Genomic DNA, 23,539 nt, shown 5'->3' with positions numbered 1-23,539 from the left:
TGTAACGGTGACCCTTACGATGCTTTGCGTTATAATGAGAATAATCCAGCGGTTTGGCAAACTTCTCCATTTATTTACCGATGGATAATAAGATGAGGTCAGGGAGGCAAATGAATGATCGAATTTCCTAAACCCGATGTGGAGCAATTTTTTCAAACGTATGGCATTCGTACCTTCGGAATCAGTGCAGACGAATCACGGCTTGTATTCAGCAGCAGTCTAAACGGAAAATTCAATTTATGGGCCATGGAGTTAGAAGGGGAGACATCCTACCCATACCCGCTTACATACAATGACCAGATCGCAAGCTTTATCAAGCTGGACCCGGAAGGGCGGCATATCTTAACGGCGTTTGACCGTGACGGGAATGAGAATTATCAGTTTCATGCGCTGCCCTGGAACGGCGGCGAGCCGATGCCTTTGTTCGAAGGGGCGGAGGCGGATGACAAACATTATTTTGTGCATCTATCGGAGGACGGCAAGCGACTGTATTACGTTACGTCGAAGGGGAATCCGTCCTTCCTGAATTCGCACGTATATCATCTGGACACCAAGGAGGATCATTTGCTGCATGAAGGCGAGGTGACGTCGACCGAAATGTGTGCTGTGAGCCCCGACGAGAGAACCATCGCGTATACGAAAGTGTATGCCAACACCTACTATGTTAGTTACGTGAAGCGAGAGGGCGAAGAGCCGCTGTGCTTGACGCCGTCGCCGGAACAGGTGCATATTTCGGGGGATGTGCTGTTTGCCGGCAATGACCAGGTCATTTTTGCAACAGACTTTGAATCGGAATTTTCTTATGTGGCCCGTTACGACATCCCGCAGCAGAAGTTTGAACCGCTGTGCCGCATCGACCGGGAGAGCATTCAGCTCTTGCGCTACCATAAGGATTCACGAACCCTCTACATTGTCACGGAAAAAGGGGTGGAGGATCGACTGTATGCCTATTCGCTCGACAGTGGTGAGTTAACTGCCATTCCTCTCCCATCGGACATCGTGGAGCAGTTGAACGTGACAAAGTCCGGCAATCTGTACCTGCTCGCCCGCGGCGCCGTGAAGCCGCTTAACATTTACCGCTATGCGGATGGCGCATGGAGCATGATCACGAAAAACGTTCTGACAGGATTAACCGACGAGGACATGGTGACACCGGAGGTTGTGACGTATCCATCTTTTGACGGTATGGAGATTGAAGCGCTCCTGTTCCGCGCCAAAGATCACGTGGCGAACGGCTATACGGTATTTTGGCCGCATGGCGGCCCGCAAGCCTCGGAGCGCAAGCAGTTCCGCTCCATGTTCCAGTATATCCTGGCCAAAGGGTATCACATCTTCTGTCCGAACTTCCGGGGAAGCACGGGTTACGGCAGCTCCTTCGTGAAATTGGTGGAACAGGATTGGGGCGAGGGACCGCGCAAGGACTGCTTGGCAGGCATGGATTGGCTGTTTGAGCAAGGCATCTCGAGCCGTGAGAAGCTCTTCGTGATGGGCGGCAGCTATGGCGGTTATATGACTCTGCTGCTGGCAGGGCGTAATCCGGAGTATTTCAAAGCGGCCATTGACATTGTTGGCGTCAGCAACCTGTTTACCTTCTACCATTCGGTACCGGAGCACTGGAAGCCGATTATGGAGCGCTGGATAGGCGATCCGGAACGGGATAAAGATCGCTTTATCAAGGACTCGCCGATTACATACCTGGATGGGATGGTGAACCCGATGCTGATCATCCAGGGGGCTAACGATCCGCGTGTCGTCAAAGAGGAATCCGACCAAATCGTGGAAGCCTTGAGGGCGAAGGGCCGTGACGTAGAGTATCTCGTGTTTGAAGACGAGGGACATGGCATTACGAAGAAGGCCAACGAAAAAATCGCTTATGCGCGGATGGTCGAATTCCTGAAGCGCAATCAGTAAGAGTCGTATGAAAAAAGAGGCGTACCTTAAGGTCCATCGGACTCGGAGGTATGCCTCTTTCCCGTTTAGTTATCCAGATTCTCGCTCGGATTCCAAAGCTTGATTCCATCGTCCTCCAGGATGCCCAAGGTCACATCCGAGATGTTTGGATCCTGGGTCAGCAGGGCGTTGATTCTCATTTTGGAATGGCCGGCCTCGGCCAGGCTCATCCCTTTCTTCAGCTCAATGTAGGCCTCCACATGATAGTTCCGGCCTTCCTGCAGGATGCGAAGACGATTGATATCGCGGACATCCGGATCGCCGAGAATGATCTGGGACATCTTCTCTTCCACTTCATTCGGAGCGGCGACTCCGATTAAGCCGACCATATTGTCATATCCAACCTTAAAGGCGACGCCTACCATCAGACAGCCGATGAGGATCGTGGCGATTCCATCCAGGATGAGGAAGTTGAAGAAATGTGCGAATATAATGGCAACCAGAGCAAAGAGGGCGCCCAGCGTAGCAACGATGTCTTCATAGAACACAAGCCGTGTAGGCGGGGCGGCGCGGCCGGCATTTTTGAAAGCCGCTGGCAGCAGGGCAAGGCCGGATGCTTGAACGCGGGTTTCCTTCATTATCTCTTTCATGGCTTTCATCAGAATGGAGCCATCAATGATAACGGCAATGGCCAGCACAATGAAATTAAGCCAGAAATTCGTGGCTTCTTCCGGATGTTTTAACAGCTTGAAGCCTTTCAGTATCGTTTCGTAGGCCATGATGGTAACCACGATCACCGCGACCATGCAGACCAGATTAATGACCCTGCCGAATCCGGTGGGGAACTTCTTGGTCGGCTTTCGCTCGGCCAGCACGCTGCCTACGAATACAAACCCCTGGTTTACCGCATCGGCCACCGAGTGCATGGCGGATGCAAACATCGTACCGCTGCCGCTGACAGACGCCGCAATCCCCTTGATTATGGCCAATCCCGTGTTGCCCAGTGCCGCAATGGCGGATGAGGTATTTCCTTTCTTAATGAGCTGCCATGTGTTCTTCAATCCAAACCCTCCGTCTATAATGTCGATTTCTATAAATCTGAAGTATATATTATCATATCATGCCAAATTAAGGGTATCCCCATCCCTTATCTTCACAGGAAACATGATGACATACATATTACTTAACATGTTTTTTGTTACATTAATCATGATTTACTCATATCTTCATTTCTTACCCAATACATTAAGAATATAGTGGAAAATAAAGGGATGTGGGAAACGAAACGGTTGGTTAGCGGTCTTTGGCATGATGTGGAGAATCGAGTTACCCCCTTGATAACAAAGCGTAAACTGCCTTGCAGCAAAGTGAAAAAACATGAGGAGGAAATGTTATGAAAGCGTTAACAAGTCCGGAGGCAGCGAAAGGCAAGGCGAACGAGGAATGGGGCCTGATTATATGCTCCAGATGTGATGAAATGGTGGATACGATTCCAACCGACGGAGTGAAGATCATTTATGGATATTGCGGAAAAGGGGAATGCAAAGGCACAGACCCTCAAGATTAAACGATGGTGATGATTAGACCGAATGTAAACAAAGCATGCTTATCGGGAGGAAACCTCCTGAAGCATGCTTTTTTAGTGGAATTATGTGGATTTATAACCTTTTCTGATAGGGGTTAAAAAAATGATTGATACCTAATTATGCATTTTTGAACGAAAATATGTTGCATATATATTATATATGACGTATTATATCGGCAAGTAGAGGAAATGCACGCAGGAGGGATCACTATCGAACTGACGACAAGGCAGCAGGATATCGTCGATATCGTAAAAAAACATGCACCCATTACAGGAGATCAGATTGCGGAGATGCTGAATGTCAGCCGAGCCACCCTTCGTACCGATTTATCCAAACTGGTGGTTCTGGATTATATTGATGCCAAGCCCAAGGTGGGGTACTTTCTGGGAAAGCGGGGTACGCGCGACCGGGAGGAGAAGTTTCGCCTTCTCAAAATGAAGGTTGGCGATCTGCACGGTGTTCCGGTTATTGTGCGTGAGACCACGACGATCCATGAAGCCGTTGTATCCTTGTTTCTGGAGAACGTGGGGAATCTGATCGTTACCGATGCCGACGGCCATCTGGCCGGGATTGTGTCCCGCAAGGATCTGCTAAAGGTAACGCTTGGCAACCCGATGGCATCCTCCATGCCGGTAAGCCTGATCATGACCCGACGGGCTAACGTGACAACGGTGCAGCCGGAAGATACGGTACTGGATGCCGCACGAAAAATCATCAATCATCAAATCGATAGCCTGCCGGTTGTTGTTCCATCCACCACGGGGAAGCCGGGGGAACACTGGAAGGTTGTGGGTCGGATTACAAAAACGAATATTATCAAAATGCTGCTCGACATGGTAGCCGAGGAATAATGGGAGGAATCGGATGAATCAGGCATTAACTCATTTCATAGCAATCTGTTCGGACTCCATTGGGGAGACGGCTGAAGCGGTTGTGCAAGCTACATTACGCCAGTTCGAGCTTCCGAATACAGAGATTAAACGTTATATGAACGTTCGCGACGAGGATGAATTGACCGAATTGATGGAGGAGGTGGCGCGGCGCGGAGGCTTTGTGGCCTACACGCTTGTGCAGCCGGAGCTTCGCGAGGTCATGCGGGAGGAAGCTGTGCGGCTCAACATTCGTACGGTGGATATTATGGGGCCGATGATGCAGGCATTTGCCGATACGTTCAACGACTATCCCAAACGACTGCCGGGACTGCTGCATCGCTTAGACGACAGCTATTTCCGGAGAGTCGACGCGATGGAATTCGCTGTCCAATATGACGATGGCAAGGACGTTAGCGCCATTTTGAAGGCGGACATCATCTTGCTGGGCGTATCCCGAATTTCCAAGACTCCGCTATCGATGTTTCTCGCTCATAAAGGCTACAAAACGGTCAATTTTCCGATCGTGCCGGAGATGTCTCCGCCGTCGCAGCTCAGAGAAGTCACGAACGGCACAATTATCGGACTTACGATCGAGCCGGAGCATCTTCTCAAAATCCGCAGCGAGCGCTTAAAGGTCATGGGACTGCCGCATCAGGTGCAGTATGCAGCCCTTGAGCGGATACAGGAGGAGTTGGATTACGCCCTGTCGCTGTATGCGGAGCTCGGATGTCCGGTCATTGATGTCACGGATAAGGCGATTGAGGAATCCGCAGGACTGATCATGAATTATCTGAAATAAGCTGCACCGGTAAGGAAAAAAGCAGAAGGAGGGATTCATTCATGGAGAGTTCATTAGCATTGGAGCTTGTAAGAGTAACGGAGGAAGCGGCACTGCAATCCGCCCGGTGGACAGGAAGAGGTGACAAGAACAGTGCTGATGAAGCCGCGACGGTTGCCATGCGCAAGCATTTTGATTCCGCAGCGATGGATGGGGTCGTTGTCATAGGGGAAGGCGAGATGGATGAAGCTCCCATGCTCTATATTGGAGAGCGCGTTGGGAACCGCAAAGGTCCGAAGATGGACGTGGCGGTGGATCCGCTTGAAGGAACGGAAACGGTGGCCAGCGGGCTGAACAACGCGTTGTCCGTGATTGCCGCAGCTCCCCGAGGCACCCTTCTGCATGCGCCCGATATCTACATGCATAAGCTCGCGGTTGGACCCGAGCTTGCGGGCAAGCTGAGTTTGAATGATCCGATTGAAGTAACCCTTCGAAAAGCATCGGAGATCTTATCAAAACCGCTGTCGGAGATGACGGTATCCATTCTCGATCGTGAGCGACACAGCGCGATGATTAAGGCTTTGCGAGAGTCCGGGGTAAGGATCAAACTGCTCAGCCACGGGGATGTCATGGGTGCGATCGAGACCTGCACGGACAGTGAGGTCGATCTCTATGTGGGCTCTGGAGGAGCTCCGGAAGGCGTTCTCGCCGCCGCCGCTTTGAAATGTCTGGGCGGAGAAATCCAGGGACGGCTTATACCGGAAACACCGGAGGATTTTATCAGATGCCAGGATATGGGGTTGGAGCATCCCGAGCAGCTGCTGACCATGGAGGATATGGTAGGCCGCGAAGGCGTATTATTCGTGGCAACCGGCGTGACGGCTGGCGATTTCCTGCGTGGCGTGAAGTATATGCCGGGTCAGCGGGCCGAAACGCATTCCGTCATGATGTACTCCGGCACTCGAACCGTCCGTTATATCCGCAGCGTTCATCATCTGTTTCAAAGCAGTGAAACGTTAGCTGCCGCTGCATCTTCTTAATGCATATGCAGGGCATCTATAACATAAAGGCACGCCAAAGGTTAACTAACCTTCGGCGTGCCTTTATGCGTTGTTAACGGTTTGGCGCAGCGGATGCTTAACCGTGTCTCTTCCGTCCGAGCATCAGCCAAGCTCCGCCAAGCACAAGCACTACGGCAATAACAGGCTGCACGACGGACAGGTAATTCAGCACGGGTCCGATAGAGAATACCACGAAGAACAGCAGCGACAATACGGTCAGAATGTTAATCGGGATGAGCAGCCACTTGTTACGCGATCCGAACCAGTAAAACTCGAACAGCCCTGCCGCAACGGCCAGGATAAAGCCGGGCCACATTGAACCCCATGAGTCGAACAAGGAAGCGATTTGGCTGACAATACCGGCTGTGAGCAGAATGCCGCCCGGTATCAACAGTCCGATGCCCTGTCGTCCAACCAGCGAGAAGTACATCCAGTGAAAAAACAGGCCTAACGGGATCACGAACAAGGTAGGCCAGAATGTGGCGAAGATGGAACCGGCGCCTACCGATCCGCCTTGGTTTAAGAGCAAGTATGCGCCGAGCAGGATGAGCAGCGGTGCCAAGATTGTACGTTTCGTCATACAAACTTCGTTCCTTTCCTTTTGTAGATTGATTAATCCAAGAATACCATGCAATGGATGGGGATGTCCTCGGTCCTTCGGGGAATGTTTCACCTAGACTTTAGTCTAGGATGACATGTTTAGCCAATAGTCAGCCCGTGTAATAAGGTCCTAAGCGCCCGGTGGGCAGCCTTGAGTACAGAAAAACAGTCCTGCGGCAGAACGTTACATGGCAGGACTGTCTTTTTCGAAAGAAGGATATTATGAAGGCTTCTTGGTATACATGAGTCCGACGGTTTGAGGACCGCAGTGGCTGCAAATGACGCAGCCCGCCGTAGAAATGCTAACCTGCCGTGCGCCTGTTTTCTCCTGCAGCTCCTTCTGCAAGAAGCGGGCTTCCTCTTCGGCCATGGTATGTACAACCACGATCAAATCATTGTCCATCTTATCCACTTGAGTCAGCGCATTCTGGATCATTTGCTCCAGCGCCTTCTCTTTTTTGCCGCGTACCTTGTAAGCGGGGATCATACCGCCGTCCACGACTTTGATAACCGGACGGATTTTCAGCAGGCTGCCAATGATGTTTTGCGTGCCGGAACAGCGTCCGCCTTTATACAAGTAATCCAGCGTATCAACAACGAATTCGCATTCCACTTCATTTACGGTACGGCTTAATAGCTCCACAATTTGCGGTATGGACGAACCTTCATTGGCCGCGTGAACAGCCTTCATAACAAGCAGTCCGATACCGGAGGAAAGATTGCGTGAATCAAACACGGTAACCCGGCCCTCGGGCAGCTCACCTGCGGCTATCAACGCATTTTGGTATGTGGAAGAAAGCTCTGACGAAATGCTGAGGAACAGGATATCCTCGCCTTGCTCAATAGAAGGCGTGAAGGCTGCAATAAAGTCGGACGGAGAAGGTGCCGCTGTTTTGGGAAGGCTGCCGATCTGATCGACTTTGGCGTATAGCTGTTCCGGCGTAATGTCGACTCCGTCGCGAAAGGATTGTTCTCCGAATACGACGTAGAGCGGAACGATGCCGATATGATATTCTTCTATCCATGAAGGTGGTAAGTCGCAAGTACTGTCAGCAAAAATTCTAATTTTACCAGACATGAACATCTCCCTTTATCAACTAATTGAATCTTGTACTACTAGAATACCTTGTTTGATGAGAAAAGGGAATGCTCTTGTCGTTTTGGGGCGAGTGCTGTGAGCATACTCCAAAAAGGCGGTGATTGTGCAACATATTCCATAGGTTTCCCGTTAATTATAATGGAGGTGGTTTTATGGCAAAGCGAAAGCATTTGAGCAAAATCATCGCAGCAGCTGCCGCAGCTATGCTGCTCATGGCAATTACGGCATGCGGCGGCGAAGACCCGACTTCTCAGCCGCCAGTTGATCCGAATCCGGTAGAGGATGATGTCAAGGAACCGGCTGAACCCGTCGAAGAGCCGAAGGTCGAGATCAAGCAGGGAACCGGTACCTATGTAGGTCAAATCGATAACAATTCCGTTGAAATTGAAACAGCAGATGGCCCTACCGCGTTCCGGCTGGGCGAAGGTATGGACCAAGTCATATCCAAGCTTCAGGGAGATGAGTCCGTCTCGTATGAGTATTGGGAGCAGCCCATTGAGGGCGAAGAAGAATTGAAACAGCTGATCCTCACCAAGCTGACGGTGGAAGAGGGAGGCGGGGGCACGGGTCCAGAGAACGCGCAGCTGCCTGCAACCAAAGATTTTGAACTTGAGCTGGAGGGCATGAAAGAGACCAAAACAGCTAAACTGGCCCAGGGTGACGGCTACGCGCTCTATATTTTTGATATCTTTTCCTTTGATGCAAAGACCAACAAGCTGACCATGAATGTGGATCAAGATTATTATGTCGAGATTACGAAGCTGCCTTCGGATTATAACGGGGATGAACTCAAGCTGGAAGCGGAGAAAGAGCTTGCCGAGACAGGTAAAGTTCGTGAAGCTGACGACCATGAGAAGCATAAGGGCATGGAGGATGCGTCCGTGTATATGATAGGCGAAGGCGAGAACCTGACCAAGATGTACATTGTGGATGAGATTGACGGACAGGGCTATATTTTCCGCGTAAATAACCCTCACCGTGAACCTTCCGAGGGGTTTGCCACGCATGCCTTTACATCCTTGAGCTCGATCGTTAATCAATAAGGCATAACAAAACAGCCTCCGCTGTTTGGCCATATGGCTAAGCAGCGAGGCTGTTTTGTTATTCATATCGGATGGGCGCATTCATTACTTGGACGTCTCCAAATATTGCTTAATAAAGCGCAATGCATTTGCGTCCCGTTCCGTGCCTTCACGAATGCCCGCAAACATTTCTTTCTTAAGGACAGGCAGTTCTTCGCCAAGCGGGCTGCCCATAATATCCACGGCATACACATGCTCCGAACCGTCTTCCTCATTTTTTCCCTTGACCAGCATCTCCGGTGTGAGCAGTTCCTTCAGCTCGCCTTCAACGTCCGCTTCGAGCGGACGTACCATCCCTTGATTGCCAATCCAATCAAAGGCGGTCTGATCCATAATGTACAGGTCCGGTCGCTCGGTTGACAGGACAAGCAGTGCCTTTTGCAGCATGGCTGCATCCTGCGGATTGTTGGAATCCAGAGGCGGTACATAGTTAATGTTAACGGTTACGCGTTTCCAATCGGGGAATTGCGCCAGAATCGCGTCTTCGATCGGCTTGAGGTCCTGTCCTCCATCCTGATTCATATAAGATCCGAGGAACATGACTTCCAGATCAACCGGGGGCAGATTGGCCAACCGTTCTTTCTCGGCCTGATGGTTGAAAATGCTGATCACGATATAAATGAGTACGCCGACTAGAGCAATTCCGCCGAGCACATGAAATTTATAATAACGGAAGAAATGATCGGTTTTCTCCGCTGTCCCGGCAAACCTTTTATATTTGCCGTACCGTTTCTGATTCATCTCTTCCAAAGCTTTACGGTTCTCTTCTTCAAGGATGAATTTATAGGCTTTGGTGATTTCGGCAAACTCGGCTTCGATCTCCTCCGCCCGGTCCGGCTCCCGCCTTTGATGTGAGCGGGTTTGGCGCATGAGCAGCGTATACCGGTCGTCGAGCTGTTCCTTGGTTGCATCCTCCGGCAGACCCATTCGCTCATAGGCTTCTTTCAATTGGTCCATTCATGTCACCTCTTCTATACTGTGAGAGTTTCCTATTTACCAGTATATAGTGTAGAGGTGGCAGGTTACAAACGTTTATGTGATGTTTCGACACTTGCCGGCTTGATAATGGGTAAACTGTCATGAACAAGCAAAAAATGCCGAATGAAAATGATGCGATATGGTAAATGATTCATAGCTTTCCTGAATGATTATGAATGATTTTGAAAGTTTTAGATTGTTTTTTGGAATGATTATGGTAGTATAAGCTTTGAGGGGGGATTCGATTATGCTGACGGAAGAAAGATACCGAATCATTTTAGAGCGCTTGCAAGAACGCGGCGTCGTGAAGCTGCAGGAATTGGTTGAACTCCTTGAAGCTTCGGAATCAACAGTTAGGCGTGATTTGATCGACCTTGAAGAACGTCAATTATTAAAGCGCATTCATGGCGGAGCGGCTCTGCCGAGCCCTAAGATACAGGAACCTGGAATTGAGGAAAAAACGTTCAAAAACATTCAACAGAAAAAGGTCGTTGCCCGTTTAGCGGCAGCACAGGTGGAAGATGGAGAAAGCATTTACCTCGATGCGGGAACGACCACACTGGCGATGATACCGTTCATCGACGCGAAGGATGTCACGGTTGTTACGAACGGTTTATCCCATATCGAAGCGCTGGTCAGCAAGCGAATCAAAAGTTATCTACTGGGCGGCATGATGAAAATTCATACCAAAGCCGTCATCGGCAGCATCGCGCTGCAAAATATGGACAACTTCCGCTTTGACCGTTGCTTTCTGGGCACGAACGGTGTGGATGTAGAGATGGGTTACACCACGCCCGATCCGGAAGAAGCCTTGATTAAGCGGCGCGCCCACCAGCTGTCCGCCTCCAGTTATGTCCTTGCGGATTCAAGCAAAATAGGTGAGGTTTCCTTCGCCAAATTGTTGGATCTGAACGAAGCGACGCTGATTACAGAGCCCTTGCCGGAATCATGGAAGAAGGCCATTTCACAGAAAACCAAAATAATTGAGGGATCATGATGATATATACAGTTACACTGAATCCTTCCATCGATTACATCGTGGAAGTTGAGCATATCGAGCTTGGCGGTTTGAACAGAATGACCCGGGACATGAAGTTTCCGGGCGGTAAAGGAATTAATGTATCGCGGGTGCTGAACCAGCTGGGAGCTGATAATACGGCCATCGGTTTCCTTGGCGGATTCACCGGTCGTTATATAGACGAGATGCTGGGCAAGGAAGGAATCTGCACCGATTTCGTAAATATCGCGGACGATACCCGCATCAACGTCAAACTTAAGCATGGCGAAGAGACCGAGATTAACGGCCTGGGTCCTATCATCAGCGACGAAGAAACGAAAGAGCTGCTTCATAGACTGTCGCAGCTTCAAGCAGGGGATATCGTTGTGTTGTCCGGCAGCGTTCCGCCTTCGCTGGGACCTGACTTCTATGGCCGTCTTATCGAAGCGTGCCGGAAGAGCGGCGCCGAATTCGTGATGGACACCACCGGAGAGGCGCTGATGAAGGCTTTAGCCTGGAAGCCGCTCCTCGTTAAGCCGAATCATCACGAACTGGCCGAATTATTCGGAGTCGTGATCGACTCAAGCGAGAAGCTTGTGGAGTACGGCCGAAAGCTGCTCGAGCAAGGAGCACAGCATGTCCTTATCTCCATGGCCGGCGAAGGGGCGCTGTTCATCACGACCGATCGGGTATATCACGCGAGCGTACCGTCAGGTACAGTCCGTAATTCCGTCGGGGCCGGCGATTCGATGATTGCCGGATTCGTCGGTACACTTGCGATGGGCAAGGACCCGATCGAGGCATTCCGGACAGGGGTCGCCTCGGGAAGCGCGACGGCGTTCTCGGACGATTTGGCTGTGCGGGAGACGATTGAGCGACTTCTTCCGCAGGTTAAAATCACGGAGTGGTAAGTCGCTTTACATCGAATCACGCGTTATGGTGCGGCTATGGCGTGGTTGTCATCACGATGATATCAAGGGAGTGTGAACCAGCATGAAAATCACGGATTTAATGATACAGGAAACGATGATCATGGACCTGAAGGCGGTCACGAAGGAGACAGCTATTGATGAACTGATCGCAAGCCTGGCTGCAAGCGGGCGGATCAACGATCCGGTCTTGTTCAAAGAAATGATTCTGAAGCGTGAAGCCGAATCCAGTACGGGGATCGGGGGCGGCATCGCGATGCCGCACGCGAAGACGAAAGCGGTTAATGAACCGACCGTCGTGTTTGCCAAGAGCAGTGGGGGCGTGGATTTCGAAGCGCTGGACGGAGAGGCGGCGTATGTGTTTTTCATGATCGCTGCCCCGGAGGGAGCGGGAAATACGCATCTTCGTACCCTTGCAGCGTTATCGCGGCTGTTGATCGATACAGAATTCATCGCCCAATTGATGGATGCGAAGACGCCCGAGGAGGTAACGGCTTTATTCGATTCCAAGCAGGCGGTAGAAGAAGCCGCCAAAGCTGAGAGGGAAGCGGCTAAAAAAAAGGAAGCTGCACAAAAGGAAGCCGAGAACAACCGTCAGGAGTCCGTCGGCGCTCCCGAATCTGACCAACGGAATGCTTCTGCAGGAACTTCGACTGCATTTGTGGTTGCCGTCACGGCTTGCCCGACCGGCATTGCCCACACATTTATGGCTGAAGACGCCCTGAAGAAGAAAGCTCAGGAGATGGGCGTCGAAATCCGGGTGGAGACCAATGGCTCGGAAGGTGCGCAAAACGTGTTAACGGAAGAGGAAATCCGCAGGGCTGCAGGCGTCATCATTGCCGCTGACAAAAACGTGGAGATGGCCCGCTTTAACGGAAAGCCTGTGCTCCAGCGACCTGTCAGCGACGGTATCCGCAAATCAGAGGAGCTGATCCGTAAGGCGATGAGCGGTGATGCGCCGATCTACCGCAGCGAAGGCGGCGGTGAGCCGCAGGCGAAAGGCGCGGAGAAGGGCAGCATAGGCACGAAAGTGTACAAGGATCTGATGAATGGTATTTCACATATGCTGCCATTCGTCGTAGGAGGCGGTATTCTTCTGGCCATCTCCTTCCTGATCGAGCAGCTTGCAGGTGAAAACCATCCCCTCTTCCAGCTGCTGCAGACGATAGGCGGGGGAGACGGCGCCTTCCACTTCCTGATTCCGGTTCTGGCGGGATTCATTGCGCTGAGCATAGGCGATCGCCCGGCATTGATGCCCGGCATGGTCGGAGGCCTGATGGCCCTCAATTCAAATTCGGGATTCCTTGGCGGGCTTGCCGCAGGTTTCTTGGCGGGTTATGTGGTGATCCTGCTGCGCAAAGTGTTTGCCGGCCTGCCAAGAGCGCTTGACGGCTTAAAGCCGATTCTGCTGTATCCGGTTGTCGGCCTTCTTGTCACGGGGACAATCATGTTCTACTTGTTCGATCCGTTCTTCAGCTGGATCAATCTCGGTCTGATTGATATTCTGAACAATCTGGGTACCGGCAACGCGGTGATTCTCGGTCTTATTCTGGGCGGGATGATGTCGATTGACATGGGCGGTCCCTTCAATAAAGCGGCTTATGCATTCGCGATCGGCGTCTTTACATCCAGCGGCAACACGAACGGGGCCATGATGGCTGCGGTCATGGCCGGCGGGATGGTTCCTCCGCTCGCCATTGCGCTGGCAACAACGTTTTTCAAACACAAATTCACGGAGCAGGAGCGCAAATCGGGCGTGACCAACTACGTGATGGGTCTTTCCTTCATCACGGAGGGCGCGATCCCGTTTGCCGCAGCCGACCCGCTGCGCGTACTAACTTCCTGTATCCTGGGCTCTGCGGTTGCCGGCGGGTTGACGCAGCTGTGGAGCATCAACGTGCCTGCTCCCCATGGGGGAATCTTTGTTGCCGCTCTGGCCAATCATGCGCTTTTGTTCTTGCTGGCCGTTCTCATTGGTTCGGTGATATCAGGCATGCTGCTAGGACTATGGAAGAAGCCGCTTGAGCGCAAATAGATTCATGTAAGACAAGACATAGCGAGTTTGGGGTAAGCATTTTTGCTGACTTCCGACTCGTTTTTTTTTCATTGTCGGTTGGGTCATTTCTATAGATGACCGCATGTTATAATCTAGTCGTGATAGAAAATGAAAGGAGAGATAGTAGAGATGATGGAACAGAACAGCAAGGGTCGAGGTCCCGGGCAGCTTATCGAAGAAATCAACCGCACGTCCACAGCCGAAGGGATGGCGGCGGTATGGTTTCTGGGACAGGAGAGCGTTGTCCTTAAGGGTGGGGAGGTTGTCATCTACATCGACCCTTATATGTCGGATGATCTGGAACGCAAAGCGGGATTCCAGCGCGCATTTCCTGCACCGCTGAAGCCGGAGCAAATCACGAATGCGAGCATGGTGCTGATCACCCATGAGCATGACGATCATATGGATCTGGGAACGATTGCGGTCATAGCCAAGCAGAATCCGGAGACCGTCTTTGTTGCACCGGCTTGCTGCCATGAAGCGATGAGAGAGGCTGGTGTTACGCCGGAGCGTTTGTTCGCGGCAGTGTGCGATCAATGGCAGCAGTTTGAGGGCTTCCGACTGATGGCGATTCCGGCTGCCCATGAAACCTTGGATGAGCATGAACAGTTTGGACACCGGTTTGTCGGATATTTGGTGGATATCCAGGGCGTGTTGATCTACCATGCGGGGGATACCGTCGTATATCCTGGTTTGGTAGAAAGGTTACAGGGGCATTCGATTGATATCGGGATGGTGCCGATCAACGGGGGAGATGCCTTCCGCCGGAAAGACGGGATCGTTGGAAATATGGGCTTCCGGGAGGCTGCAGAGCTTGCCGCAGCATCGAGATTCGATCTGACGATTCCGATGCACTATGATATTTTCCCTTGGAATGGAGAGAAGCCGGGGTATTTCGTGGATTATTGTTATGAGAATTATCCCTATATGAAGACCAAGGTGATGGCACGGACCGAGCGTTTGATTTATGTAAAAGATTAAAAGCGAAAGGCGTCCAAATCGATCATGGTGGAATTTTTTTTCAAATGCGGGACAGCAAGTCCGCAATTTTTCGAAATGACAAGCATATAAATGAGACATGCCCTTATAAATGGAGATGTGGGAAATGGTGTCATTTCGAAAACATGTCATTATCGTGATCGGCAGTTTTCTGATCGCGATGGGGACCAATTTTTTTCTTGTCCCGCATAAAGTTTTGGATGGTGGAGTTATCGGCATTGCTCTGATTGCTAACTATGTATTTGATCTACATATCGGATTCGTCATCATTTTGTGCAGCATTCCCATGTTTATCGCAGCCTGGATATTAAATCGCGAAATCTTTTACAATAGTCTGTCAGGCATGCTGATATCCTCATTTATCATCGATTTGCTTTCACCGCTGCAGCAGGTTTTTTTGCGATTTTTTTCCCCGAATGTCATCCTTAGCGCGCCCCTGGGCGGGGCATTGATCGGAGCCGGACTTGGATTTATGCTAAGAAACAATGCAAGCACGGGCGGAACGGACCTCTTGGCGCATTTCCTGGCTAAATATTTGCCATTAAATGTAGGCGTCATTATTTTGCTGATGGATGCGGTTATCATCGGGTTCGGAGGCATCCTGCTATCGGGAAGCACCTTCATGTATTCTGTTCTGACGATCGTAGCAGGCGGGTTTACGACGGGGATGTTCACTCAAAAGCGTTGGTTCAAAAAGAGAAGGATTAAATAAACAGACAAGCCTATCAAGAGTTGACTCTTGATAGGCTTGTCTGTTTTCAAAAAAATAGTTAGAGAAAATCATATATCATAACAGTACATATTTTTTATCTTTGCGCCTGGGCTTCCTTAAAGGCGTTAATATAAGCGCGTGCCTTTTCTGTAATCAGATTGAAGTCACCGCTCTTCAGTGCGTCCTTGGTTAGGTCCGATCCGATCCCGACCGCAAATGCGCCGGCCTTGATCCATTCATGCAGATTATCCAGATTCACGCCCCCGGTTGGCATGATGTTGGCCTGCGGGAGGGGGCCCTTCAGGGATGGAATGACGGATGGAGAGTACAAATTCCCCGGGAAGAGCTTAATGACATCGACGCCAAGCTCAAGAGCGGCGACGATATCATGAACGGTTACGGCACCCGGCATAACCGGGATGCGGTAACGATTGCTGAGCAAAATGGTATCGCGGTCGAAGCCGGGCGAGACCACAAACTCGGCACCGGCAAGAATGGTGATTCTGGCTGTTTCAGCATCCAGAACCGTGCCTGCGCCGATAATGGCATAGTTATCCGCTTGCGGATCGTTGGAGGAATACATTTTGGCCAGCGTTGTAATGGCTTCGGTAGCGAACGGTACAGTCATGGTTACTTCGATAACCTTGATACCGCCTTCAATCGCATGTTTGGCAATCTTGACAACCTCTTCGGGGGAATCCCCGCGAAGGACAGCGACGACGCCTGCATGATGAATTTGTTCGATCAGTCTTAGTTTTTTCATGTTTACACTCCTTCTCGTCTATGAATGGATTCGAAAGAAAAGATGACTCGTTTAAAGAACAGGAGTTAACGTTCGATATGAGCAGCGTTCCCGCGCCGCTGTTGTACCTCTTCCCAGGTCGGAAGTGCTTCCCAATCACCAGGCGCTTGGATCACCAGTGATCCGGTTAAGCCGCCCAATGAGAGAGCCTCTTCGGGTGTCCAGCCTTTGGCGATGCCAGCGAGGAAACCGGCACAGAAGCCGTCGCCTGCGCCCACGGTATCCACCACTTGATCCACCTGCTCAAAAGGAAGGGAATAGGTGTGGTTCTTGTGGACAATGACATTGCTCCCATTGAAACTTTTGATAATGGACATGGCGGGAAGCTGTCGCAGACGATCCAGGATCACCTGCTCGTCCTCTGTTTCGAACAGCAGCTTGCATTCATCATAACCTGGAAGAAAATAATCACAGGCTTCCGCAAGCTCCAGCAATACAGGACGAGCCTCTTCGATATTCCATAGCTTGAGCCTGAGGTTTGGGTCAAAGCTGATCAGGACGCCATGTGCTTTGCATACGGAAATGACATGCCGTATCGTCTCCAGGCAGCTGCTGCTTAAAGCTGCGGTGATGCCTGTAAAATGAAGGATACGGGCATTGGCTATGTATTCGGAGTCTACATGGTCCGGGGTCATTTGACTGGCAGCAGAGCCTTTGCGGTAGTAATAGACGGAGGATTGACCGCGAACGTTCTGTCGCAGCATAAGACCGGTCGGTGCAGCATCCGTTTGTCTGGCGGCGGAAATGTCGACACCTTCTCCTCGAAGCGTTTTCAAAATACCGGTTCCGATCGGATCGTTGCCGAGTTGACCGAACCATCCGCTGCTGCAGCTAAGTCTGGAGAGCCCGATAGCAAGATTGCTTTCGGCACCACCGAAGGATTGTGCCATGCTTCCTCCTTGTCCTATGCCCCGTGTGCCTTCCGGATATAGTAATCCCATCGATTCACCGAACGTGATGACATCGATAGGACGCTTACCATTCTTCATAGAATCTACCCCCTTATATTCAGTCTCCGTTACTAACACTTTACCCTGATGGGGAGGATAACTCAATAATAAATAACACAAGATAAACAACCTCCTATCAAGAGGGATAGGAGGTATGCATGGGCCTTACATGTTTATGGAGCAAACAAAAAACAAATGGTTAGAAACCTTTATACTGAGGCTCTTCCTGTTCAAGCTGCTGAACCCGCTGGGCCACTTGGTCCACGACTTGTTGTGTTTGTTGTGCTGCAGCCGTGAACAAATCTTTGGCATTTTGATCTTGCGTGGACAGTGCAAATTGCTCAAGACTGGCTTGAGCGCTTTTTAAGGATGAGAGACATGTTTTGACGTCGGATGCTACGGTCATTGGTTTTTATCACTCCTTTCATGCGTAATAATGTACGCATTTTGCAGAAGAACATGCATGAAGCATTGACTGGGAAATAATGGTGTGATTTCTATAGGGATATTTGACAATAATCTATAGAGTGATTATCAAGTCAAATGAGGAGGTTTTATTGTGGCCCAATGGTTGGAAATTGTACTTAGAACCTTATGTGCTGTGGTCGTGTTGTTTCTGATGACAAAACTGCTGGGCAAGCGGCAGGTTTCGCAGCTATCTTTTTTTGAATATTTAACGGGGATTACGATCGGCAGCTTGGCGGCCTATATCTCCTTGGATCTTGATGCGAACTGGTATTTGGGATTAGTAGCGCTAGGCGTGTGGGTAGCCTGCTCATTAATTATTGAATTCCTGCAAATCAAGAACAAGAAGGTCAGGGACTTTATCGATTTTAAGGCGACCGTGCTCATTAAAGATGGCAAGATATTAGAAGACAATTTAAAGAAAGAAAGACTGTCTGCCGATGAGTTAATGGAGCAGCTGCGGAAAAAAGACGTGTTTCAGGTCGCTGACGTGGAATTTGCCATCATGGAGTCAAGCGGAGAGATTAATGTGCTGCAGACGCGTGAGAATCTGCCTTTAACTCCTAAAGATCTTGGTATCCAGGTAGCGCCGGAAAAAGTTGCACAGGTTGTGGTCATGGATGGTAAAGTCCTGGATGAACCGCTGCGCGTTATGGGCTTCAATCAGGGATGGCTGGTAGAAGAACTGGACAAGCAGGGCGCAAAGATCAAGGATGTATATCTTGCCCAGGTCGACACTTATGGACAACTAACCGTCGATCTGTATGATGATCAGATCCAGGCTCCACAAAATGAGGAGCGAAAACTGCTCTATGCGAATTTAAAGAAATGTCAGGCGGATTTGGAGTTATTCAGTCTCAGTACGAAGAGTAAAAAGGCCAAGAAAATGTATGAGGAAAGCTCCAAACAGATCGAGAACATTATAGCCGAGGTAAAGCCAATCCTGAATACTTAATTCACCACCGCCGAGTCATAATTCGGCGAAAATCAGAATAGGATATTTTTGTGTATTACAAAAGGAGCCGGTTGCCGCCGACTCCTCGCACAGCAGATCATCACCTGCAAGGTGGATATTTGCTTGCAACCAGACGTAAGAAATAGATTCATCTGTACAAGGGACGGGTCTATTTCTTATTATGGAAGGCAAGGATCGAAACGACCAGAGTGGCGAACGATATCATTAAAGCCAAAGCTTCATTCACGCCCATGCCTATCACCTCCTGCTGCCACCCTTGCCAGCTGGTCTACTGTACTATATAATATGCCAATTGCTTACAATAAAAGAACCTTTTTGTAGGAAGCGCTTACATAAAATGTTGATTTTTTGACGAGATAAGATAGTATAAACTTCAGAGGCTTATCATACTTTCCTTGCGAAGGAGAAGGCTATAATCAGTATAAAAGGTGATGGACCCAGAAACTAAGAGAGCGGCAAATGCTGCTCTCTTATTTCATTTTTCATTTAGATATCGATACAGTTTCAGATTCAAGCGGGTTTATGATTCGCTTTAGGTTTTTGTTGACCCTTGGGTTTGCGTTTGCGGAACAGGGAGACCATCCAATATAAAATGGGGATGAACTCCATAAGAATAAAGAACATCGCCATCCCGAAAGAATTGAAGTCCTGGAGAAAAAGGATCGGATTTTGCGAATACTGATATGCTATCACGATAGCGGTTCCCCCAATAATGGCGATCAGCGGCCCATCCATTTGCTTCAGGTGAAGCAACTTGGCAAGACATCTTACACTTACGTGGATGAGAAAGGCGCTATGGAAAAACATCGAACTGCTCCATAAGCCAATGATAAGCGGATCGGAGTTGCCGAGGAACCCACTGGCTGAGCGCATTAATTCAACAAGTGGATATTGCATCTCCCGCCCTAAATAAGGGCCGAAATTCAGTAAAGCAGAAGCCCATTGGAGCAATATGCCTATCGTCACCAGCATCCCGGCGGCGGCGAGGTTTCGAAATGATTTCCGGTTAAATTGGATATAGGGAGCGAGAAAGAGGAAGACGATCCATTCCGCGAAGAATGAAAAACAGAACAGGGCATCCTTAATGGCCGATTCATAATTGTGATGCCTGACCATCGCAATCATCATATCAAAATGGGCTTCCTTGAAGAAAAACATGTTCATGCACACGATCGCAATGACAATGACGAGAAAGAGCCCGTCTGAAATATAAATCATCGTTTCCATGCCCCATCTGGCGGTAATCATAACGACCAACCCCACGATCAGGAGCACGAACCATTGAGGAGACTCACGCATGTAATTGGTGTCGAAGAATAAGGTGAAGCTTTCGATATCCATTCCTATGTAATTGATCGACCAGAAGAAAACCAAAGCGACGACCGGGATATGAATCCATTTGCTGACAAGTTTACTGCCGAAATCGATCCAAGGTTTCTGAGAATCCCACAGCGCGAGCTTTACCGTAAACCACAGGAAGATTAAACTCATCACATAGCCGCCCAGAATCGCAGCCCATCCTAAGTAAGCAGAGTTCCACAATAGGGGACTGATCAGAAATCCAGTAGGTATGGCGTTAAGGTAGACAAATCCGAAACGGAACAGCTGCCAGGGAGTATTGCGCATGTTGGGTTCGTACATCCTTTCCGTCATAGATTATAGTCCTCTGTGAAAGTAAGCCGATAGATGTTGTTGTTATAGGTTATCAAGCCAACCGAACAGCAGCATAATCAGATGGTTGGGGGTCAGCCGCTCGTTAGAAAGCAAGGCGAATAAATTCCAGACGGTAAACGCAAGGATCAGCAGGAGAACCGTCCATTTTTCACGAGGTGCTTTTGCCTTTTTCTTCGCGATATACCATTCCACCAAGGAGTACACGAGGAACAGAAGAGCGAGCATAAGCAAAACCTCCTTATTTCGGATTCATTTTGAGTACGGATCCGAAGTTTCGAATCTTGATGTCGGTAACAACTTGGATCTCCACTTCGTTTTTGTAATAATCGGGCCAGTCGGCACGAACCTTTTGCCAATGATCCGGATAGTTCCAATCCACCAGCATGCCAAGCTGCAGGATGTCTGCTCCTACTCGCTGCGATGTATGAAGAGCTTTTCTTAAATGACCGGCGATTTGATCATTGAGCTCACGCTCGATGAGCTCTTTCACCTGCAGGGTATCAAGCTTCCTTTGCTTTGGTTTGTATATGACATCGCCCGTTCCGCTTAGCTTTACTGTGAACACCGGATGACCCGAAACCATGCGTACGGACTTATTGGATCTGGATGTGATGACAAACACGCTTGCTTTCTCGCCATCACTCCAATGAACAGTATACATAGGACCTTTCACCTCGTTTACTCCCCAACTGACGGCAAGCGACTCCTTCATCGGGAGTGTGGCAACGAGTTTATGATGACGGAAAAGCGCCGTGCCCTGAATCCCTGCCCAGGGTTCCAGTTTCTCTTGGTCGGCCACCATCGGCTTCAAGCCTGCTGACAAATAGTTCAAAGCATAGCCTTGATTGGCCGATTCGGCATAGAGGCAGTCCTTCAGGTTCGTCACGATCATGTTGTGCTGGTCTGCAAAGCGGGTGAGCACCTCCGAGGGCATCTGCTCAAAGACCGGCGTCAGCTCCGCGACTTTTTTAGCGTCTCCGGGTGCAACCATTAAATAAATATTCAGGTTGGTTGTCGGTTCTCGCTGAAGCCAGTCCGTAAGCTCCTCTAATCCCGCCTCCGCGAAGCTTTTGCCCACGATTACGACCTTGGTGTGACTGAAGTCAAAACGTCTGGAAAGATCCCGTTGAATCAGGTGCAGGGCATCCTGCACGGTACTGGAGGTCTTGGTTACCATGGCATACGGGTCACCACCACCTTGGCCGCCTGCTTGGCTTCCAGATGTAAGCCGATTTGGAAGGGGGGCACTGATCGTAACTTCTACGGTGTCTTTTTGCTGACCCTTATTCACATACATGGCAAATACAAAGGTTTGCTCATTGATTTCAACCTTGGTCATCGTGAAACCGCAACCCGTTAACAGAGTCAGGGGAAGCACCAATTTGAACAAGTTAAACCATTTGAGTAGAGGCATTATGGCTTTCTTCTCCTTAAATTGTTGGAAGACGCATAGGTTTTAGGCCGGTTCTTCATCAGCATGGATGGTGCCCGCAAAAAGGTATCCTTCCATTCGGATATCACAAGCGGCGCAACCGGCTGCAGATAAGGCGTATTAAACGACTTCAGGGAAGCCATGTGGCCATACACAAGGAAGGCAGCGGCAAACACGCCGATAAGGCCGAGTGTCCCTCCGAGAATGAGTATGGGGAAACGCAGCAAGCGGAACGCAAGCCCAAGCTCGAAGTGCGGAATGATATAAGAAGCGATTCCGGTTATCGAGACCACAATGACCATCGGGTTGGATACGACGCCCGCTTCCACTGCGGCCTGTCCAATGACGATGGCGCCGATAATGGATATCGTCTGCCCGACGGGCTTCGGGATGCGGGTTCCGGCTTCCCGCAGCGCTTCAAAGGTTAGTTCCATGATCAGTGCCTCCGCTAAAGCGGAGAACGGGATATTCTCACGCGATGCCGCAATGGTGATCAGCAGATCGGTGGGTATGATGGATGGCTGAAATGTCGTGATCGCCACATATAGTGAAGGCATCAGTAATGAAATAATGGCGAACACGAACCGGACAATCCGGATCCAGCTGGAGGAGAAGAAGCTGTGATAATAATCCTCGGACGACTGCAGCAGGGAAAATAGAGTGACAGGCACGATTAGTGCCGACGGCGTTCCATCCTGCATAATGCCGACCCTGCCTTCAAGCAGAGAAGCGGCAACGGAATCCGGTCGCTCTGTGTATTGAAACTGCGGAAACGGGGATTTCACGCCTTCCTTCATTTGCTCAGACAAGGTGCTGATCCCGAAGGTGCCATCAATGGATATGCTATTCAGCCGCCGGTCCACTTGAGCGACAACTTCGGGTTTGCATAAACCGTCGACATACACCATATATACGGCGGTCTTGGAATATTGGCCGATCTGATAACGTACGGTTTTGAGGTCCGTATGCTTGATTTTGTGCCGGAGCAGCGATAAATTCGTGCCAATGTCTTCGATAAAAGCTTCTTGCGGCCCGTTCACCACGAGCTCATTCTGAGATTCCGAAACCGCCCGTTTCTGATACAACGCGATGTCAAATAAATAAGCCTCTGCCAACTGCTCCACAACCACTACCGCTGTGCCTTCGACAATCATATTGGCAATATACTCCGCCGAGGAAGATCGATGAAATGGAACCGACAGGACATCTCCACGATCCATACGGTCAATAAAGTCGTTAAAATTATGCTGAATCAACGCGGCTTCCTTAATCAGGGGTTTAACGATATGTTCGTGCAGGGTGCTGATATCCACAATGGATTCAATGTAGATGGTGGTGCACGTCGATCCATGGATACGTAAGGATTGATAGATGACATCCTCGCAATTCGCAAGCCGCTCTTTAACAGGGTCAAGCAGTACGTGCTGCGCCTTCGTTTTCACTTTCGTTTTCCCCTCCTTTTGCCGGTAGTAGTAAAGGCTCATCCTCTTTAGAATGCCGTGTTTTTAGCAATTTATACCGAATTTTCCAGAGGAACCGGCTAGGGCAGAAGAGGAGTTGAGATTAAGGCAGGGACAATGCAACTTGCTTCTGAAAAATAA

Annotated in this window: 24 protein-coding genes; 12 read left to right on the top strand and 12 right to left on the bottom strand. The window is 49.9% G+C overall.

The window, feature by feature from the left end; all coding sequences use genetic code 11:
• Positions 1-114: 114 nt before the first annotated feature.
• Entirely contained in the window at positions 115-1,911 is a 1,797-nt protein-coding gene (locus OHJ21_RS17940; RefSeq protein WP_486020751.1) for a S9 family peptidase, read from the top strand.
• A gap of 65 nt (positions 1,912-1,976) precedes the next feature.
• Here OHJ21_RS17940 and OHJ21_RS17935 read toward each other — a convergent pair whose 3' ends face one another.
• The gene (locus tag OHJ21_RS17935; RefSeq protein WP_486020749.1) at positions 1,977-2,951 is read right to left on the bottom strand and encodes a cation diffusion facilitator family transporter; all 975 of its coding nucleotides are present in this window, start codon (positions 2,949-2,951) and stop codon (positions 1,977-1,979) included.
• 332 nt (positions 2,952-3,283) lie between these two features.
• On the opposite strand from OHJ21_RS17935, the gene OHJ21_RS17930 reads away from it, so the two are divergent.
• From OHJ21_RS17930 to glpX, 4 genes are all read left to right on the top strand, one after another.
• Positions 3,284-3,457, top strand: coding sequence for a GapA-binding peptide SR1P (locus tag OHJ21_RS17930; RefSeq protein ID WP_100538913.1), 174 nt, complete (start codon positions 3,284-3,286; stop codon positions 3,455-3,457).
• 207 nt (positions 3,458-3,664) lie between these two features.
• Positions 3,665-4,327 carry a helix-turn-helix transcriptional regulator gene (locus OHJ21_RS17925; protein ID WP_486020747.1) on the top strand — a complete coding sequence of 221 codons (663 nt, stop codon included), beginning with the start codon at positions 3,665-3,667 and terminating at the stop codon, positions 4,325-4,327.
• Between the two features lie 13 nt (positions 4,328-4,340).
• Positions 4,341-5,147, top strand: a complete 807-nt coding sequence (locus OHJ21_RS17920; protein WP_100538911.1) for a pyruvate, water dikinase regulatory protein — start codon at positions 4,341-4,343, stop codon at positions 5,145-5,147.
• A gap of 41 nt (positions 5,148-5,188) precedes the next feature.
• The gene (gene glpX / locus OHJ21_RS17915) at positions 5,189-6,166 is read left to right on the top strand and encodes a class II fructose-bisphosphatase (protein WP_326117134.1); all 978 of its coding nucleotides are present in this window, start codon (positions 5,189-5,191) and stop codon (positions 6,164-6,166) included.
• Between the two features lie 97 nt (positions 6,167-6,263).
• Here glpX and OHJ21_RS17910 read toward each other — a convergent pair whose 3' ends face one another.
• On the bottom strand, positions 6,264-6,767 hold the full coding sequence (locus tag OHJ21_RS17910; RefSeq protein ID WP_100538909.1) for a hypothetical protein: 504 nt from the start codon (positions 6,765-6,767) through the stop codon (positions 6,264-6,266).
• 240 nt (positions 6,768-7,007) lie between these two features.
• Entirely contained in the window at positions 7,008-7,865 is an 858-nt protein-coding gene (locus OHJ21_RS17905) for a DegV family protein (protein ID WP_486020745.1), read from the bottom strand.
• Between the two features lie 173 nt (positions 7,866-8,038).
• Between OHJ21_RS17905 and OHJ21_RS17900 the strand changes: the two genes are divergently transcribed.
• On the top strand, positions 8,039-8,929 hold the full coding sequence (locus OHJ21_RS17900; protein WP_486020743.1) for a hypothetical protein: 891 nt from the start codon (positions 8,039-8,041) through the stop codon (positions 8,927-8,929).
• Positions 8,930-9,013: 84 nt separating this feature from the next.
• On the opposite strand, the gene OHJ21_RS17895 is transcribed toward OHJ21_RS17900, so the two are convergent.
• Positions 9,014-9,925 carry a J domain-containing protein gene (locus tag OHJ21_RS17895; RefSeq protein WP_326114389.1) on the bottom strand — a complete coding sequence of 304 codons (912 nt, stop codon included), beginning with the start codon at positions 9,923-9,925 and terminating at the stop codon, positions 9,014-9,016.
• Positions 9,926-10,193: 268 nt separating this feature from the next.
• Here OHJ21_RS17895 and OHJ21_RS17890 point away from each other — a divergent pair, with 268 nt between their 5' ends.
• The 5 genes from OHJ21_RS17890 (at position 10,194) to OHJ21_RS17870 (ending at position 15,639) form a co-directional block, all read left to right on the top strand.
• Positions 10,194-10,943: a DeoR/GlpR family DNA-binding transcription regulator gene (locus OHJ21_RS17890; RefSeq protein ID WP_326114390.1), complete on the top strand. Its 750-nt coding sequence runs from the start codon at positions 10,194-10,196 to the stop codon at positions 10,941-10,943.
• On the top strand, positions 10,943-11,854 hold the full coding sequence (gene pfkB / locus OHJ21_RS17885) for a 1-phosphofructokinase (protein WP_326114693.1): 912 nt from the start codon (positions 10,943-10,945) through the stop codon (positions 11,852-11,854). The genes OHJ21_RS17890 and pfkB overlap by 1 nt, the downstream gene beginning before the upstream one ends.
• An 82-nt stretch (positions 11,855-11,936) precedes the next feature.
• Positions 11,937-13,907, top strand: coding sequence for a PTS fructose transporter subunit IIABC (locus tag OHJ21_RS17880; protein WP_326114392.1), 1,971 nt, complete (start codon positions 11,937-11,939; stop codon positions 13,905-13,907).
• Positions 13,908-14,057: 150 nt separating this feature from the next.
• Positions 14,058-14,909 carry an MBL fold metallo-hydrolase gene (locus tag OHJ21_RS17875; RefSeq protein WP_326114395.1) on the top strand — a complete coding sequence of 284 codons (852 nt, stop codon included), beginning with the start codon at positions 14,058-14,060 and terminating at the stop codon, positions 14,907-14,909.
• A gap of 124 nt (positions 14,910-15,033) precedes the next feature.
• On the top strand, positions 15,034-15,639 hold the full coding sequence (locus OHJ21_RS17870) for a YitT family protein (RefSeq protein ID WP_100538902.1): 606 nt from the start codon (positions 15,034-15,036) through the stop codon (positions 15,637-15,639).
• 94 nt (positions 15,640-15,733) lie between these two features.
• On the opposite strand, the gene OHJ21_RS17865 is transcribed toward OHJ21_RS17870, so the two are convergent.
• From OHJ21_RS17865 to OHJ21_RS17855, 3 genes are all read right to left on the bottom strand, one after another.
• Positions 15,734-16,402 carry a bifunctional 2-keto-4-hydroxyglutarate aldolase/2-keto-3-deoxy-6-phosphogluconate aldolase gene (locus OHJ21_RS17865; RefSeq protein WP_486020739.1) on the bottom strand — a complete coding sequence of 223 codons (669 nt, stop codon included), beginning with the start codon at positions 16,400-16,402 and terminating at the stop codon, positions 15,734-15,736.
• A 65-nt stretch (positions 16,403-16,467) separates the two neighbouring features.
• The gene (locus OHJ21_RS17860; RefSeq protein ID WP_486020737.1) at positions 16,468-17,430 is read right to left on the bottom strand and encodes a sugar kinase; all 963 of its coding nucleotides are present in this window, start codon (positions 17,428-17,430) and stop codon (positions 16,468-16,470) included.
• A 160-nt stretch (positions 17,431-17,590) separates the two neighbouring features.
• Positions 17,591-17,797 (bottom strand): DUF1657 domain-containing protein, encoded by a 207-nt coding sequence (locus tag OHJ21_RS17855; RefSeq protein WP_053491912.1) that lies wholly within the window; start codon positions 17,795-17,797, stop codon positions 17,591-17,593.
• A 153-nt stretch (positions 17,798-17,950) separates the two neighbouring features.
• On the opposite strand from OHJ21_RS17855, the gene OHJ21_RS17850 reads away from it, so the two are divergent.
• Entirely contained in the window at positions 17,951-18,811 is an 861-nt protein-coding gene (locus OHJ21_RS17850; RefSeq protein ID WP_100538899.1) for a DUF421 domain-containing protein, read from the top strand.
• A 169-nt stretch (positions 18,812-18,980) separates the two neighbouring features.
• Here OHJ21_RS17850 and OHJ21_RS17845 read toward each other — a convergent pair whose 3' ends face one another.
• The 5 genes from OHJ21_RS17845 to OHJ21_RS17825 all read right to left on the bottom strand — a co-directional run bounded on the left by OHJ21_RS17845 (position 18,981) and on the right by OHJ21_RS17825 (position 23,380).
• On the bottom strand, positions 18,981-19,064 hold the full coding sequence (locus tag OHJ21_RS17845; protein ID WP_223260591.1) for a putative holin-like toxin: 84 nt from the start codon (positions 19,062-19,064) through the stop codon (positions 18,981-18,983).
• A gap of 278 nt (positions 19,065-19,342) precedes the next feature.
• A complete protein-coding gene (locus OHJ21_RS17840) occupies positions 19,343-20,458 on the bottom strand; it encodes a GerAB/ArcD/ProY family transporter (protein WP_100539508.1) in 1,116 nt (371 codons plus the stop codon).
• A gap of 69 nt (positions 20,459-20,527) precedes the next feature.
• Positions 20,528-20,731, bottom strand: a complete 204-nt coding sequence (locus OHJ21_RS17835; protein WP_486020734.1) for a hypothetical protein — start codon at positions 20,729-20,731, stop codon at positions 20,528-20,530.
• 13 nt (positions 20,732-20,744) lie between these two features.
• On the bottom strand, positions 20,745-21,920 hold the full coding sequence (locus tag OHJ21_RS17830; RefSeq protein ID WP_100538897.1) for a Ger(x)C family spore germination protein: 1,176 nt from the start codon (positions 21,918-21,920) through the stop codon (positions 20,745-20,747).
• A complete protein-coding gene (locus OHJ21_RS17825; protein ID WP_100538896.1) occupies positions 21,920-23,380 on the bottom strand; it encodes a spore germination protein in 1,461 nt (486 codons plus the stop codon). The genes OHJ21_RS17830 and OHJ21_RS17825 overlap by 1 nt, the downstream gene beginning before the upstream one ends.
• Positions 23,381-23,539: the final 159 nt, after the last annotated feature.

Source organism: Virgibacillus sp. LDC1 (assembly GCF_025792345.1).
In the GTDB taxonomy this organism is placed as follows: domain Bacteria; phylum Bacillota; class Bacilli; order Paenibacillales; family Paenibacillaceae; genus Paenibacillus_AQ; species Paenibacillus_AQ lautus.
Note: the sequence above shows the minus strand (reverse complement) of the source record. Positions and strands in the feature narration are given on the sequence as shown.